Raw genomic sequence first — 14,530 nt, 5'->3', positions numbered from 1 at the left:
CGAATCTGGAAGTCCGTGACATGTCGCCGACCGTCGAATTCCTGTGCGCGGTCCTGGGATTCGAGGTCGACATGACGGAGCCGGACATGGGTCTGACGTTGCTGCATCGAGACGACGTCGGATTGGCCGTGGTGCGCACGGAGAATCCGGCTGCCCGGCGGGCACCGCCTGGCCTTCGGCGAGCGACTGGACCCGGCCCCGTAACGGGCGGTGTTCCCGCGCTTCGCAGCGCGGGAACACCGGAGCCGTGCCTATTCGTCGAACTTCTCAGCAGTAATCGGGTTCGTGCTCAGAGAATTCCGCCGAGTTTCTCCACCATCTTGCGCGGGTCCACGCCGAGCTCGTGGAGCAGCGCTTCGTGGTGTTCGTGGTCGACGTGGTCCGGCAGTATCTGCGCTGCCTGCCGGGCGGCATCGTGACCGGCCTCGACCCGGATGTGATCCACCACTTCCTGACGGTTGAACTGCATCACTCACCTCCAGAGATCGTTGGACGTGCTCCGAATGGTGCGTTCGATACGCCGCTTATGCTACCGCAGCGCCGATTGTCCGAATTTGTGTTCGCGCTGATCGTTCCGTGTCGACGAAGCCCCGGTCGGAAGGATGATTTCTCTCTTTCACGGGCTTTCGGGTGGCCGCTGTGACGTTGCGAAGGTGTTGTAATCCGGGATATCGGCCGTATTTCGGTCGCCGTCTTTTCGAACTGTCTCCGCCACGGTCCGATTCGGTCCGTTCGGATCTATTCGGTTTCCGGCTCGGAAATCCGTAGTTGTTGCGGCCGAGCATATCTGGCAAGGTGGACGTCGATATGCCGTTGGTTTCCCGGATCGCTCGCGACAGTCTCGAGGGTTTGTCCGTCGGTGACGCGCTGGGCGCCCAGTTCTTCGTCCCGGGCCGTTCGCTGCCCGAACTCCGGGCCGGTCGACCGCCGGCGGCGCCGTGGGAATGGACCGACGATACGGAAATGGCCTGTTCGGTGTTCGCGCACGTACACGCCGAGGGCCGGATCGACCGCGACGGGCTGGCGGCGACCTTCGCGGACCGCTGCGAACCGTATCGGGGCTACAGCGGTGGCACGGTCGCTGTGCTGCACGAGATTCGGGACGGGCGGCCCTGGGCGGACGCCGCGGGCGCGTTGTTCGACGGGCGCGGATCCTGGGGTAATGGCGCCGCGATGCGGGTCGCCCCGCTCGGGGCGTACTTCGCCGGAGATCTCGATCGGGCGGCGGCGCAGGCGGCGTTGTCGGCGGAGGTGACGCATCGGCATCCGGAAGCGATCGTGGGCGCGATGGTTGTCGCCTCCGCGGCGAGCTGTGCGGCGGCCACTCGCGGAAAACCCTGCGCACCAGCGGAACTGCTGCGTGCCGTCGAGCCGTATCTGATCGACGGCCGGACCGCGACCGGGGTCCGGCGGGCCGGGCGGCTGCTGGGGCGATCGGTGGCCGAAGCCGCCTACGAACTGGGCAACGGTGCGCAGGTCAGCGCCCAGGACACCGTGCCGTTCACGTTGTGGGCGGCGGCGACATTCTTCGACGACTATCCCGCCGCGGTCACCGCTTGTGTCGAGGCGGGCGGCGATGCGGACACGACTGCCGCGATCGTCGGTGGAATCGTCGCCGCGCGTACGGGTATCGGGGTGGCGGGGGGAGTCTGCGGGATTCCCCTGGAGTGGTTGTCGGCGCGAGAGTCGTTGCCGGCCTGGATCTCCGAGGACGGCGACCGGTGAGACGCCGGTCCGGGTGAGCGGCCGGTACGGGTCGGCGGGATCCTGCGTTGCCGGTCATGTTGCCGGGCATTCTGCTCAGTGAACCGGACGGGATGCGTCACATCCGGGCGTCGGTACGCGGTAGAACTTGTAGCATGTCGTCATGCGTTCGCGTGCTGTGCATTTCGTGGGAAGTTTTCCGGCCACGAGCACGGACGCGGCGATGAAAGCCATGGCGGACAGTGCCGGTCCGCTGCTGGGGACGGTGCCCACCGGCGAGGCACGGCGTTTCGAGTACTACGTGCGGCCGATCCTCGAGGAGTTGGTCGACCGGGGAGTGCTCGAGGTCGCCAAGGCGGGACAGTGGCGGACGCTGCGCGATCTGCCGAAATATCGTGTCCCGCAAGGGAAGCCGCTCAGTGGTGACCTGATGGAGCTCGGGTATTCCCGGGAGGCCGCCGAGGCGGTGCCGGTGTTCTCGGCGCTGCGCGAGGCGTGCGGACTGTCCGGCGCGGTGCTGCAGATCGGGATGCCGACCGATCTGAGTCTCGCGGTCATCGCGCTGCGGATGCGCGGCCTGTGGTCCGCCCGGAAACCGTTCGCGGCGGCCACCGTTCGGGAGATCGCCGCGATCCGGCAGGTCGCCGGGGACGACGTGGTGATCCAGCTCGAAGCCACCGCCGAATTGGTGTCGATGGCGATGACCCAGCCCCTGCATCGAGCGGTGGAACGGCGGCTGGGCCACGGACGGGGCATCGCGGCACTCGCCGCGGCGGCGCCGGAGGGCACGCGGTTCGGCGTGCATCTGTGCCTGGGTAGCCTGCACAACAAGGGTTTACCGCTGCGGACCACTCGGCCACTCGTCGATCTGGCCAATTCCATTGCGCGGCAGTGGCCTTCCGGACGTGTATTGGAATATGTGCACGCGCCGTTCGCCGCGGGGGACCGGCCGCCGAGCATCCGGGACCGGTTCTACGCGCCACTGGCCGACCTCGCCCTGCCGGCGGGCACGAAATTCCACGCGGGTTTCGTCCACGACACACCGACCGAGGAGCAGCAGCGGCGGACGTTGCGCTCCATCGAGAACGCGCTCGGCCGCCGGGTCGACGGCGTCGCCTGCGCATGCGGACTCGGCCGTCGTCCCCGTGCCGTCGCGGACACGCTCATGGCCCGGGCGGTCGCCCTCGCCGGTGCGTGATTTCCGGATCGGCCGGCGCGGCCCGCGGAACCGTTGCGCGGGAAATATGAAATCGAATACCGCCATCACATGTGGCTATGGCCGATCGTGTTATCCGGAAATTGGCCGGGATGTCGACGCCGTAAAGCGAGTGATTACGTATGGTCGATATTCGGTGCGAGTGAAGGAGACGGGACGATGCGGGAAGCGATGACGGGTGCGTCCGGAATGGTCAATGCGCGGGACCTGGGTGGCCTGCGCACCACCGACGGGCGGCAGGTGCGCCCCCGCCGGGTGGTCCGGGCGGACAGCCCGACCGAACTGGATCCGGCCGGGCTGGAACATCTGGTGGACCATTTCGGACTGCGCACCGTCCTCGATCTGCGCAACGTCGAGGAAGTATCCGTCGACGGCTGTGGTGAACTGCGCGATCGGGTCGCCCGGTATCGCAATCTGCCCGTGCACGGCCCGGATCGGCAGCGGCTGGATCTGACCAGCGTGAGTCCCGACGGCAGCATGCTGCATCGGTACATCGGATATCTGGCGGAGAGCCCGGACACGATTGTCGCGGCGCTGACCGAGCTGGCCGATCCTGGGGGTCTGCCGGCGCTGGTGCACTGTGCCGCCGGTAAGGACCGCACCGGCGTGGTGGTCGCGTTACTGCTCGGCGTGATCGGGGTCAGCGAGGAGGAGATCATCGCCGACTACGCGGAGACGGCCGCCAACGTGGACCTGCTGCGGGCACGGGTCGGCCGCGCCCGCACCGCGCACGCACGCGGGACCGCGGTGGCCGAGCTGCCGGACTGGGTGTTCGCGGCCGAGGCCACCACCATGCGGCGATTCCTGGAGCACATGTCCGCGCAGCACGGTGGCGTGGTCGCCTGGACCACCGCGGCCGGACTCGAACCGGCTGTACAGCAGCGGCTTTCGGAGATCCTGCTCGAACCCGCGCACTGATCGCCCGCTCCGGGCAGGCGTATCCGGTCCGGGGGCCATCACGCCGGTGGCACCCGGACCGTTCCCGGACGACCGGCCGAGGGGAGAGCCGGTCAGGATCGGCGCAGTCGCCGGGGGTCGGTGACGCCGAGGCGGGCGACGACCGCGGTGGTCGCTGCCCGTCGTACGCCGGGGTCGGTGTAGGATCGCGATCCGTCCCGGAGTCGTTGCGCCAGATCCGCTTCCGAATCGCACCCCAGCTCGGCCAGCAGGTCGTGGACGTGGGCGGTGGCCGTGTCGCCCGCGCGCAGTTCGCGGGTCGCGATGGACAGCAGATTGCCGCAGATGCGCAGCAGATACCGCTGCCGCTGGGCTTCGGCGGTCAGCGCGGGGGCGATCTCTTCCGCCAACGTCCGCCCGACCAGCTCCAGGATCTCGGTGAGAGCGGGCCGGTCCTGCACGGTGGCAGCGGGTTCCGCCGGATCCGGCAGTACCACCGACTCGTCCAGCAGGCCGAGAACCAGCAGCAGATCGTATTCGGATTCGCAGACCCGCCGTCCGATCGCGGCCAGCTCGATCGAGCGCTCCTCGCCGCCGAAATGCCGCTGGGCCTGAAACCTGCTGAGCACCAGCCACTTCAGCGTACCGAACACCTCCCACCACAGCAGTTCGGCCGCGTCGGGCCGCACTCCCGCGGTGGACTCGTAGCCGTCGAGCAGCGCGTCCCGTTCGCCCAGGCCGCCGACCGGCGTCGGCGCGCCGAAACGCCAGGCGCGCACGCACAACCAGCCCAGATCCTCGATCGGATTGCCGATGTGGGCGAGCTCCCAGTCCAGCACCGCCCGCACCCCGGACGGATCGATGAGGAAGTTGCCGAGCCGGAAGTCACCGTGCACCAGGGCATTCGGGCGGGCGGCCGGTGCGTGGTCGCGCAGCCACCGCAGCCCCATCTCCACCGCCGGGCGGGGATCGGCCAGATCACGGTAGATCCGTTCGACACTCGCCACCGGATCGCCGTCGTCGAGCATGTCCAGATCGTCCAGCGGGGTGCGATGGATCAGGCCCAGTACCCGGCCGAGTTCCGCCACCAGCCCGGGCCGTAGCTCGTCGAACTCCGGATCTCGTTGCAGTTTCCGGGGAATCGACTCGCCGTCGACCAATTCCATGAGCAGATACGGCGCGTCGATGCCGGGAGCGGTGTCGCCGTTGCCGAGGACGCCGGGGACCGGGACGCCCACGGTGGCGGCCGCCCGCAGGCAGGCCGCCTCGGCGCGCATCCGGCGCGCGTCGCCGTGTCCCGGGGGATCGCGGCGCAGGATGGCTTGCCGCGCTGCGCCGGTGTCGTCGCGGGCCGTGATCGCGTAGACCTGCCGGCTCGCGCCGCCGGTGAGCTGCCGCGCCCGCACCTCGGTGAGCGTGGCGCCCAGCGCCGCGCCGAGCACCGCGCCGACCCCGTCGGCGAGACCGGTGGCCGCCGGGGATTCCGGCGTCACTTCCATGGAGCCGCCCCCGGATCGCGCAGCAGGCGGCGCGCGGTCGACATGCGGTGCACCTCGTCGGGGCCGTCGTAGACGCGGGCGTAGCGGGCCTGCCGGTACATCCGCTCCAGCGGGGTGTCCGCGGTGAGCCCGAGCGCGCCGTGCACCTGGATGGCGCGGTCGATCACGTTGTGCAGCATGCGCGCACCCCAGAACTTGATCAGCCCCACCCGGATCCGGTAGTCCTCGCCGGCGTCCATCGCGCGGGCGGCGTCGAGGGTCATCAGCCGATGCGCGTGGATATAGGCCGCGGATTCGGCGATGTAGCGCTGGATCTCGCCCTTCTCGGCCAGCAGCGAACCGTGCGCGAACCGGGTGTTGGCCCGTTCGCACATCAGCTCGTAGGCCCGCTGAGCCTGCCCGAGCCAGCGCATGCAGTGGAAGATCCGGCCCGCGCCGAGCCGGTCCTGCGCCACCGCGAAGCCGCGGCCGCGCTCGCCGAGCAGATTGGCCGCCGGGACCCGCACATTCGTGAGCCGCACTTCGTAGTGGTCGCTGGGATCGTGACCCATCGTGGGAATGGAGCGCACGATCTCGAATCCGGGGGTGTCGGTCGGCACGATGATCGCGCTGACGGCGGAATGCCTCGGGGCGGAATCGGGTTCGGTGCGCGCGAAGACCGTGCAGTATCCGGCCTGCGCCACGCCCGTGGTGAACCACTTGTGCCCGTTGATGATCCAGGTGTCGTCCACCAGCTCCGCGCGGGTGGCGACCAGAGTCGGATCAGAGCCCGCGACCTCCGGCTCGGTCATGCCGACCGAGGGCAGGGTCTCGCCGGAGACGATCGGCGGGATCCAGCGGGCGCGCTGCTCCTCGGTGCCGTGCCGGTACAGCATCAGGGTGTCCTGCATGGACACCGAACCGACCGCGAGCTGGCCGAACTCCGAGCGGCCGATGATCTCGTTGAGGTAGACGAAGTCGAGGAACGGCACTCCGCCGCCGCCGACCTCGGCCGGATGGCCGAGCGCCCACAGGCCGAGTTCCTTGGCGCGGCCGCGCAATTCGTCGAGCGCGGCGGTGGCCGCCGCGTCCTCGGCAGCCAGGGCGCGCTCCGCCGGGATGACCTCCTCGTCGATGAACGTCCGCATCCGCGTGGACAATTCGGCGATGTCGCCGGTGGCCCGGCCGATCGTGGTCATCACCGCTCCCCGGTCCGCACGGGCACGTCGCGCAGCGGCTGCGTCGCGGCCGAGTCGACGTATTCCTCGATGCGCTCGATATGCCCGTCGCGCACCCGCACGAACAGGCAGGCCGCGACCTCGAGCGGTCCGTGCCCCGGCAGCGTGCCGCGCAGCACGTGCTGCTGGGCGAACCCGTCGGGCAACAGGTGGCGCCGGATGTCCTCGTAGCGAAGGTTTTCCACCGTGCGCTGCAGCCAGCCCAGCACCTTCAGATTCTCGGTGACGGTCTCCTCGGTGCCCTTGTCGTTGTGCCAGATCCGGGCATCCGGTGCGTACAGCTCGGTGAGCGCCGCCCTGTCGCCGGCGCTGACGGCGGCGAAGAAGCGATCGGCCAATTCATTCATACGAGGCGGACCTCCTGCGGGGGTTGGGATTTCGAGCGTCGATCAGTCGGCGGTGGATCCGGGTACGTCGAGCCCGAGGGCCGCGACGGACATCTGGTCGAGGGTGTCCAGCAGGGCATCCTCGTCGGCGTCCTCGCCCTGGATCAGCCAGAGATACAACGAGTGGTCGACCATCGCGGCGATGGCCCGCGCGGCCAGTTCGGGGTCGAGCGACCGCCGGACCAGGCCCTCGTGCTGCCAGCGGGCGATGGCCTGCGCGGTCCGGTCGGTGATGACGCGGCGGTGCTCGTGGCGCAACCGGCGGAAATCCTCGTTGAAGGTGGCGACCTGTTCGACGATGGCCATCAGCCGGGCGTTGCGCCGGTAGGCCTCGTAATACGCGCGGTTGGCGGCGATGAGCCGGGCCGCGGGCGAGGGGGCGGTGGCGGCCGGGCCGCGCCGGTGCATCTCCTCGAACAGGCGGGTGCTCAGTTCGCCGAACACGTCCTCCTTCGACTCGAAATACCGGTAGAAGGTGCCGTAGGAGACGTTGGCCTCGGTGGTGATCAATTCCACCCGGGCGTCGAGAAATCCGACGGTTTCGAACACCTTCCGTGCGGCATCGAGTAACGCGTCACGCGTCTTGCGGCCTCGCGGTGTCAGCGTGTCGACCGCCATGGGAGAGCTGTTGACAGATGACTTCGGCATGGATCAGACTATCCCGTAACATGACATGACTGTCAAGTCAGGTTCAGCGCAGGAAAGGCCGGCGATTACGGCGCCGGTGGAAGGGACGATCATGAGCCGATCCAACCAGAAATACGAATTACAGGGAATCAATCATCTGGCGCTGGTCTGTTCCGACATGCGGCGCACGATCGACTTCTATTCGGGCGTGCTGGGCATGCCGCTGGTGAAGACGATCGAGTTGCCGGGCACGCTGGGCCAGCATTTCTTCTTCGACTGCGGCGGTGGCAACACCATCGCATTCTTCTGGCTCGCCGACTCGCCGGATGCCACCCCCGGCGTGGCGGCCCCCAAGGGCCTGCCGGACGAGGGTGAACTGGCCAGCGCCGTGGGCTCGATGAACCATGTGGCCTTCGCGGTGCCGCCGGAGAAGTTCGACGAGTACTACGAGCGGGTCCGGTCCGAGGGCATCAAGGTCAGCCGCATCCTGAACCACGACGACAGCCGCGCCGGTGTGGCGGCGCACGTGCACCCCGGCACCTTCGTGCGGTCCTTCTACTTCCAGGACCCCGATGGCATCGTGCTCGAATTCGCCTGCTGGACCCGTACTTTCACCGATGCCGACGTCTCCCACGAGCCGAGGACGGCCGCCGATCGCCGGGTGCCGACGGCCCTCTGATTCGGCGCCGGCCCCGAAATCCGTACCACCCGAGAGGAATTCCCCATGCCCCGTTTGCGTGAAGTACCCCGTGCCGAAGTCACCGACGAGCGGATCCTGTTCTTCTACGACCGGTTGTTCGGCCGGGACAAGGATCCCGCGGTCGACCACGGCACCATTCACGCCACTCCCGGTGACTGGTGGACCGTGTTCGCCCAGTCGCCGGCGGTGTTCCGGCACGCGGTGAAGGGTTTCTCCGTGTACCGCAACGCGACGCTGGATCCGGTGCTGCGCGAATTGGGACAGTGCCGGGCCGGATATACCCGCGGCAGTCAGTTCGTCTTTTCCCAGCATTCCAAGCAGATGCGTTCCCTCGGTGTCGCCGAGGAGAAGATCGCGGCTGTTCCGCATTGGCAGGTCAGCGAGGCCTATTCCGAACTCGAACGCGCGGTGCTGGCCTATACCGACGGTCTGGTGTACGACGGCGGCCGGGTGCCCGACGAGGTTTTCGCGGTACTGAAGGCCCATCTGAGCGATCCGGAAATTCTGGAACTCACCTACATCACCACCATGTACGACATGCACGCCACCATCTGCCGCGCGCTGCGGCTGGAATTCGACGATCGCCCCGAGGTGATCGAGGAGTTCCGGGTGCCCGAGGGCGTCGAGGTGCGCGACCTGTCGGCGGATCTGTCCGGCGAATGAGCCCGCGGCCGCCGCACCGCGCGGTGCGGCGGCCGGCGCCGCTCAGAAGTACTGCGCGCCGCCGTCGACGCTCAGATGCTCCGAGGTGATGAAACTCGACTCGTCCGAGGCGAGGAAGGCCACCGCCGCGGCGATCTCCTCCGGCTCGGCGGCCCACTGCGGCACGAACGGCGTGCCCATGGTCGCCAGTGGCGGGTTGGTCTCGGTGGCCCGCTCCAGCGCGCCCTGCATGTCGCCGGACCCCATCGGGGTGTTCACCCCGCCGGGATGGATGCTGTTGACCCGGATGCGGTGCCGGCCGAGTTCGGCGGCGAACGCGCGGGTCATGCCGGTCACGGCGTGCTTGCTGGTGGTGTAGTGCACCATGAACGGCTGCACCTTCTTACCGGCGTACGAGCTGATCAGGATGATCGAGCCGCCGCCCCGGGTGATCAGGTGCCCGGCCGAGACCATCACCGTGTTCCAGACGCCGGTCACGTTGATGTCCATGTGGTCCCGGAAGATCTCCGGCGTGGCCTGGTCCCAGGTGGTCGGCACGCAGATGCCGGCGTTGGCGACCACCACGTCGAGGCCGCCGAGATCCGCGACGGCGCCGTCGACCAACGCCCGCATACCCGCCAGATCGCGCACGTCGCCCTGCCGGGCGATGATCTTGCGGCCCTCGGCCTCGACCAGGCGGATCGTCTCGGCGAGGTCCTCGGGCGTGGGGGAGTCGTAGGGCACGTTGGGCAGCGGCCCGGCGAGATCGATGCCGATGATGTCGGCGCCCTCGTGAGCCAGCCGTACGGCATGGGCCCGGCCCTGGCCGCGCGCGATGCCGGTGATGAAGGCTACTTTGCCGTCCAATCTTGCCATGAGCAGATCCAATCTCGTTTTCAGCCAGCGAGAAGCTTACTTCTCACAAGTAAGAATATAATTACCGACGGGCTGGTCTGCTACTGCGGCGGGCCGGGGGACTCCGTACCGAACAACACGGCCAGCACCGCGCGCATGGTCTCCGGATCGCCGGTCCGGTCCCGATCCAGCAGCCACTGCTGCTGCATCCCGTCCAGCAGCGCCAGCACGGCCACCGCGGCGGCATGCGGGGTGAGGCCCGACGGTAGCCGCGCACCCCAGCGCTCGGTGTAGCCGCGGGTCATCTCGTCGAGCACCTGCCGGTAGTGCGCTCGGAAGTGTTCCCGCGCCGGGTGATCCGCGACCACGCTCTCGGCCATCAGCACGCTGTACGCCTGCGCGTAGGCCGGATGCGCGCGATTGTGGGCGACCACCGCGGCCAGTTGGGCCGGCACGTCCTCCTGCAACCGGTGCGGCGGCAGATCCCCGCGGCCCACCTCGACGGTGCGTGCCAGGATGGCGGCCAGCAGCCGCTGTTTGTCCGGAAAGTAGTGCAGCACACCCTGTCTGGTGAGGCCGACGGCGCGTGCGACGGCGTCCAGCGAGGTGCCGCGGTAACCGCGCTCGGCGAACATGGCGAGCGCGGCCCGCAGGATCTCCTCGCGCCGGTCGCCCGCCCGGTCGGCCGTCACGGCAGCGGGGCCGGCCGGTAGCGGGCCGTCGGCTGCCCGGGCCGCACCACCAGTTCGGTGCCCGGCTCGCCCGTGCGCAGCAACCGCTCGATCTCCACGGCGACGGTGTCCGCCGACAGCATCGGAATGCCCGCCGCCCGGAACCGATCCCGGCCGCCCTCGGTCAGTGGGGTGTCGACCAGGCCGGGGCAGACCGCGCCGAGCCGGATGTTCTCCGCCGCCAGCGTGCCCGAGAACGCGCGGACCAGGCCGATCACCGCGTGTTTGGTCATCGTGTAGACGGGGTCCTGTGGCACGCCCTGGAGCGCGGCGAGCGAGGCGGTCACCACGACCGAGCCGCCGCCGTGGCGCCGCATCACCGGCAGCGCCGCGCGCAGGCCCCACACCACCGCGTGCTGGTTGACCCCGACCACGGCCCGGTACCGGTCGAGATCGAGGGTGGCGGGATCCTTGTCGACCGAGTTCATGCCCGCGTTGAGCACCAGCATGTCCAGCCGGTCGCCGGCGGCGGCCACCGCGCGCTCCGACAGCGCCGGATCGGTGAGGTCGCCGACGACGGCCTCGGCGCCGATCCCGGCCGCCACCTCGGCCACCCGCTGATCGCGGTCGACCAGCACGCACCGCACCCCGGCGCTCGCCAGCCGCCGGGCCACCGCCGCGCCGATCCCGCCGGCCGCGCCGGTGATCACCGCAGTCTCGCTCATGGTTCTCCTTCGTCCGGGCAACCCGTTTCGGAGACTACCTACCTACAGGTAGGTAGGTAAAGCGGGGGCCCGGTGACCGGCGGGATGTCGCGGTGCGGGCGGTCCACTACCGTACTGATTGTGATCTCCGTCGCCACCTGGAACGTCCTGCATCGCGTGCACGCCGAGAACTGGTACGAGGAGGTGGCCGACCGGTGGCCGGACGAGCCCGCGCGGATCGCCGCCGTGACGCGCTGGGTGGCCGGGCGCGACGAGCACGTGGTGGCGTTGCAGGAGGTCAGCGGTGATCAGCTCGCGGCGCTGCGAGAGGCGTTGCCGCACAGGTCAGTACACGCGTTGCGCTATCCGCGGGTGCCGCGCTCGCGGCGGATCGCGACGGCGCTGCGGGACCGGGACGAACATCTGGTCGTGCTCACCGAGCCGGGCAGCCGCCTGATCACCGCGACCGCCTTCGCCGACGATCCGGGCAAGGGCGTCCTGGTCGTCCGCACCGGCGGCCTGACCGTGATCGCCACCCACGTCACCGGCGACGGCCGCCGCGGTGGGCAGTTCGCCCGGCTGGCGGAATTGGCCACGGCGGCAACCGGTCCCACGGTTGTGCTGGGCGACTTCAATGCCGACCGGGAGACGGTGGCGGCGGGGCTGGGCACCGGCTTCGCGGTGGCGGCGCTGCCGGATCTCGTGCCGACCCGGCCCCGCGGCGGCGGGACGAAATCCGAGTTCATCGACCACGTGGTCACCGTCGGCGCCACCACGACCGCGATCGCGGTGGAGGATCTGCGCGGCGTCTCGGACCACAACCCGGTGCGGGCCACCGTGGTGCCGGACTGACCTCAGTTCCGCGGCACCGCGGTACGTCCCGTCACGATCAGCAGAATCTCCTTGGTGGACAGGGTGATCGGTGCTCCGTCGCCGAGCACGACATCGGAATCTTCGGCCCGCAACCGAACTCCGCCGAGATCGACCCCGAAGTAGGCGAAGGAACGCTTGCCGCCGTTGCCCAGCACGGTGGCGATGCGATCGGCCGGGGCGGCCGGCAGGCCCAGCGGTTCGGTGACGTCGAGGCCGTGGATCACGTCGTGGCTCAACGCTCCCGCGGCCCCGCCGCCCGGCGGCCGCCACGGGTGGTGGATGTTGTCCCGCAGTGCGGCAAGCAGTTCGGGGTCGCTCATGCGCGCGGTGTCGGCGCGCGCGGCGCGGTCGGCGTACCGGTCGAAGGCGAACCGGGCCGCGATCATCCCGCGCAGGAACTGCCAGGTGGAGGTCCGGTAGGCCATGGTCACGTGCGCGACGACCTCGCGCACCCGCCAGCCGGCGCACAACGAGGGCGCCGCCCACTGTTCCGGGGTGAGGCCGGCGAGCAGTCCGGCGAGTCGTTCCCGCTCGGCGACGGTGTGCTCGCGCAGCCGGGCGGTGTCCTGATCGGTGCTGGTCATCGGTGTCCGTTCCTGGTCGAGGAATGTGATCACCTCTGATACGAACGGGACCGCCGATACTCATCGGTCCGCGCGGAGATCACCCGCGCGGGGCCGGGACCGCGGGCAGGCCGAACTCCGCGAACCGGTCCGCGGTGCCGAGGAAGGTCACCTGCTCCGCGATCGCGCCGCCCCGGGTCGTGATCGCCAGCAGCGCGAACGGCCGCGGCACCCCGGCCCCGTCGAGGCGATACTGGCCGAACCCGATCGAGCCGTTCATCGCGACCTCGATCAGCCGATCGCCCACGCAGGCGTCGGCGGCCGCGAACACCGCCACGATCGTCTCGCGGCCGGTCAGACGCCAGGCCAGCGGCGGCATGCCGGACTCGGCGTCCTCGCACAGCAGCGCCGCCAGCGCCGCGACATCGTGGGCCTCGAAGGCCGTCACGTAGCGCCGGATCAGGTCGCGATCGGCGCGATCGGCCGGGTCGGGCGCCTCGGCCGGCGTGGTCCGCGCGGCGGCGAGGGTGGCGCGGGCCCGCTGCAGGGCGCTGTTCACCGCGGCGGCGCTGACGCCGAGCATGTCCGCGGTCTCGCTCGCCGTGAATGCGAGCACCTCGCGCAGGACCAGCACCGCCCGCTGCCGAGGGGGCAGATGTTGCAGGGCCGCGACGAAGGCCAGCCGCACCGATTCGCGCTGGGCCACCACCTCGGCCGGATCCCGGGTCGCGATCAGCGCCGCGTCGGGCATCGGCTCGATCCAGCGGTCCGGGGGGAGCGCCGAGCCGGGATCGAAGCCACCGGCGACCGGGCCGTCCCAGGTCAGCATCCGGCGGGTACGGCCGCGCAGCAGGTCCAGGCAGATGTTCGTGGCGATCGCGTGCAGCCAGGTCGACAGCCGCGAGCGCGCCGGATCGAAGGTGTCCAGGCGCAGGTAGGCGCGCAGCAGGGTTTCCTGGACCGCGTCCTCGGCGTCGGCGGCCGAGCCGAGCATTCGATAGCAGTACCCGGTCAGCGGAATCCGGGCGGCCTCCAGCGCGCCGGGTTCCGTCGCCGCCGCTCCTGTCGATGCGCTCACCGCTTCATGCTCGCACCGGTGCCGGGCCGCGCGGGAACGGGGCCGGTGCGAGCAGATCGGCGCGCATCCACTGCCGCCGGGCGACCTGATTGCCGCGGGGCGACCTGATTGCCGTGGGGCGAGACGGTGGCCGTGGGGCGAGACGGTTGCTGTCGGGCGACCCGGTGGCCGTGGGGCGAGCCGGTTGCTGTCGGGCGACCCGGTGGCCGTGGGCGACCCGGTTGCTGTCGGGCGACCCGGTGGCCGTGGGGCGACCCGGTGGCCGTGGGGCGACCCGGTTGCCGGCGCCGACACGGTCGGGGCGGGGGCGACACGGTTGCCAGGGCGACACGGTCGGCGGCACCGGGCCGGAGCGTGGCGTCGACCGTGTCGCCCCCGCGAGGCCCGATGGCGCGGGCGGGCGGGGTATGGCCGCGTGGCGATCCTCCGGTGGAGGTCCGAAGCCGTTGCCCGACAATCGATCCGATCGGCGGCGTACTCAATCCGCTTCGGCGGGCGACCATTCGGCGACGAGGTCGAGCAGTCCGGGGAAACGGGTGTCGAGATCCTCGATACGGACGTGGCTGCGCCGCTCCAGGCCGTACTGCCGCTGCCGGATCAGCCCGGCGTCACGCAGCGCCTTGAAGTGATGGGTGAGTGAGGATTTCGGCCGGTCGATGCCGAACCAGCCGCAGGGATGGTCGAATTCCTCGGAGTGCAGCAGTAATTCGCGCACGATGTACAACCGCAGCGGTTCGCTGAGCGCGCCGAGGGCGGTCTCCAGCCGGATGTCCTCCGGCGCCGGTTCGGGCAGCGGATCCGGCAGATTCGCCGGTCGCGGAGGGACCGCGAACCGATGGGCGGCTTTCGACGGCATGGTGTTCCTCCGATCACAGTAAGTACGACTCCCATCGTACTA

Annotated in this window: 17 protein-coding genes; 6 read left to right on the top strand and 11 right to left on the bottom strand. The window is 69.9% G+C overall.

Features of this window, described 5'->3' with window-relative positions:
* Positions 1 to 289 precede the first annotated feature (289 nt).
* Positions 290 to 469, bottom strand: a complete 180-nt coding sequence (locus NRB56_RS04360; RefSeq protein ID WP_153339211.1) for a hypothetical protein — start codon at positions 467 to 469, stop codon at positions 290 to 292.
* Between the two features lie 338 nt (positions 470 to 807).
* On the opposite strand from NRB56_RS04360, the gene NRB56_RS04355 reads away from it, so the two are divergent.
* The 3 genes from NRB56_RS04355 to NRB56_RS04345 all read left to right on the top strand — a co-directional run bounded on the left by NRB56_RS04355 (position 808) and on the right by NRB56_RS04345 (position 3,838).
* Positions 808 to 1,725 (top strand): ADP-ribosylglycohydrolase family protein, encoded by a 918-nt coding sequence (locus NRB56_RS04355; RefSeq protein WP_153339210.1) that lies wholly within the window; start codon positions 808 to 810, stop codon positions 1,723 to 1,725.
* A 142-nt stretch (positions 1,726 to 1,867) separates the two neighbouring features.
* The gene (locus tag NRB56_RS04350) at positions 1,868 to 2,902 is read left to right on the top strand and encodes a hypothetical protein (protein ID WP_153339209.1); all 1,035 of its coding nucleotides are present in this window, start codon (positions 1,868 to 1,870) and stop codon (positions 2,900 to 2,902) included.
* A gap of 177 nt (positions 2,903 to 3,079) precedes the next feature.
* Positions 3,080 to 3,838, top strand: coding sequence for a tyrosine-protein phosphatase (locus NRB56_RS04345; RefSeq protein ID WP_194290721.1), 759 nt, complete (start codon positions 3,080 to 3,082; stop codon positions 3,836 to 3,838).
* Positions 3,839 to 3,930: 92 nt separating this feature from the next.
* Here NRB56_RS04345 and NRB56_RS04340 read toward each other — a convergent pair whose 3' ends face one another.
* The 4 genes from NRB56_RS04340 to NRB56_RS04325 are packed head-to-tail and all read right to left on the bottom strand — an operon-like array spanning position 3,931 to position 7,567.
* Entirely contained in the window at positions 3,931 to 5,316 is a 1,386-nt protein-coding gene (locus NRB56_RS04340; RefSeq protein ID WP_153339207.1) for a phosphotransferase family protein, read from the bottom strand.
* Positions 5,307 to 6,494 carry an acyl-CoA dehydrogenase family protein gene (locus NRB56_RS04335; protein ID WP_153339206.1) on the bottom strand — a complete coding sequence of 396 codons (1,188 nt, stop codon included), beginning with the start codon at positions 6,492 to 6,494 and terminating at the stop codon, positions 5,307 to 5,309. Before NRB56_RS04335 ends, NRB56_RS04340 begins: the two co-directional genes overlap by 10 nt.
* The gene (locus tag NRB56_RS04330; RefSeq protein ID WP_153339205.1) at positions 6,494 to 6,880 is read right to left on the bottom strand and encodes a nuclear transport factor 2 family protein; all 387 of its coding nucleotides are present in this window, start codon (positions 6,878 to 6,880) and stop codon (positions 6,494 to 6,496) included. The genes NRB56_RS04335 and NRB56_RS04330 overlap by 1 nt, the downstream gene beginning before the upstream one ends.
* Positions 6,881 to 6,922: 42 nt before the next feature.
* Complete coding sequence (locus NRB56_RS04325; protein ID WP_153339204.1) at positions 6,923 to 7,567, bottom strand: TetR/AcrR family transcriptional regulator; 645 nt, start codon at positions 7,565 to 7,567, stop codon at positions 6,923 to 6,925.
* Between the two features lie 91 nt (positions 7,568 to 7,658).
* Here NRB56_RS04325 and NRB56_RS04320 point away from each other — a divergent pair, with 91 nt between their 5' ends.
* On the top strand, positions 7,659 to 8,225 hold the full coding sequence (locus tag NRB56_RS04320; protein ID WP_153339203.1) for a VOC family protein: 567 nt from the start codon (positions 7,659 to 7,661) through the stop codon (positions 8,223 to 8,225).
* 45 nt (positions 8,226 to 8,270) lie between these two features.
* Positions 8,271 to 8,909, top strand: a complete 639-nt coding sequence (locus NRB56_RS04315) for a carboxymuconolactone decarboxylase family protein (RefSeq protein WP_153339202.1) — start codon at positions 8,271 to 8,273, stop codon at positions 8,907 to 8,909.
* A 42-nt stretch (positions 8,910 to 8,951) separates the two neighbouring features.
* On the opposite strand, the gene NRB56_RS04310 is transcribed toward NRB56_RS04315, so the two are convergent.
* From NRB56_RS04310 to NRB56_RS04300, 3 genes are all read right to left on the bottom strand, one after another.
* Complete coding sequence (locus tag NRB56_RS04310) at positions 8,952 to 9,764, bottom strand: mycofactocin-coupled SDR family oxidoreductase (protein WP_153339201.1); 813 nt, start codon at positions 9,762 to 9,764, stop codon at positions 8,952 to 8,954.
* Positions 9,765 to 9,844: 80 nt separating this feature from the next.
* A complete protein-coding gene (locus NRB56_RS04305; RefSeq protein ID WP_319942536.1) occupies positions 9,845 to 10,435 on the bottom strand; it encodes a TetR/AcrR family transcriptional regulator in 591 nt (196 codons plus the stop codon).
* Positions 10,432 to 11,139: an SDR family oxidoreductase gene (locus tag NRB56_RS04300; RefSeq protein WP_153339200.1), complete on the bottom strand. Its 708-nt coding sequence runs from the start codon at positions 11,137 to 11,139 to the stop codon at positions 10,432 to 10,434. The genes NRB56_RS04305 and NRB56_RS04300 overlap by 4 nt, the downstream gene beginning before the upstream one ends.
* A gap of 120 nt (positions 11,140 to 11,259) precedes the next feature.
* Here NRB56_RS04300 and NRB56_RS04295 point away from each other — a divergent pair, with 120 nt between their 5' ends.
* On the top strand, positions 11,260 to 11,970 hold the full coding sequence (locus NRB56_RS04295; RefSeq protein ID WP_319942535.1) for an endonuclease/exonuclease/phosphatase family protein: 711 nt from the start codon (positions 11,260 to 11,262) through the stop codon (positions 11,968 to 11,970).
* 2 nt (positions 11,971 to 11,972) lie between these two features.
* Here the strand turns inward: NRB56_RS04295 and NRB56_RS04290 are convergent, their stop codons facing one another.
* The 3 genes from NRB56_RS04290 to NRB56_RS04280 all read right to left on the bottom strand — a co-directional run bounded on the left by NRB56_RS04290 (position 11,973) and on the right by NRB56_RS04280 (position 14,488).
* Entirely contained in the window at positions 11,973 to 12,575 is a 603-nt protein-coding gene (locus tag NRB56_RS04290; protein WP_153339199.1) for a maleylpyruvate isomerase family mycothiol-dependent enzyme, read from the bottom strand.
* Positions 12,576 to 12,654: 79 nt separating this feature from the next.
* A complete protein-coding gene (locus tag NRB56_RS04285; protein WP_319942534.1) occupies positions 12,655 to 13,632 on the bottom strand; it encodes an RNA polymerase subunit sigma-70 in 978 nt (325 codons plus the stop codon).
* 478 nt (positions 13,633 to 14,110) lie between these two features.
* Entirely contained in the window at positions 14,111 to 14,488 is a 378-nt protein-coding gene (locus NRB56_RS04280) for an ArsR/SmtB family transcription factor (protein ID WP_153339198.1), read from the bottom strand.
* Positions 14,489 to 14,530 lie beyond the last annotated feature (42 nt).

This window comes from Nocardia aurantia (genome assembly GCF_009604425.1).
GTDB classification, from domain to species: domain Bacteria; phylum Actinomycetota; class Actinomycetes; order Mycobacteriales; family Mycobacteriaceae; genus Nocardia; species Nocardia aurantia.
This window is presented reverse-complemented; position numbering and strand designations above follow the sequence as displayed.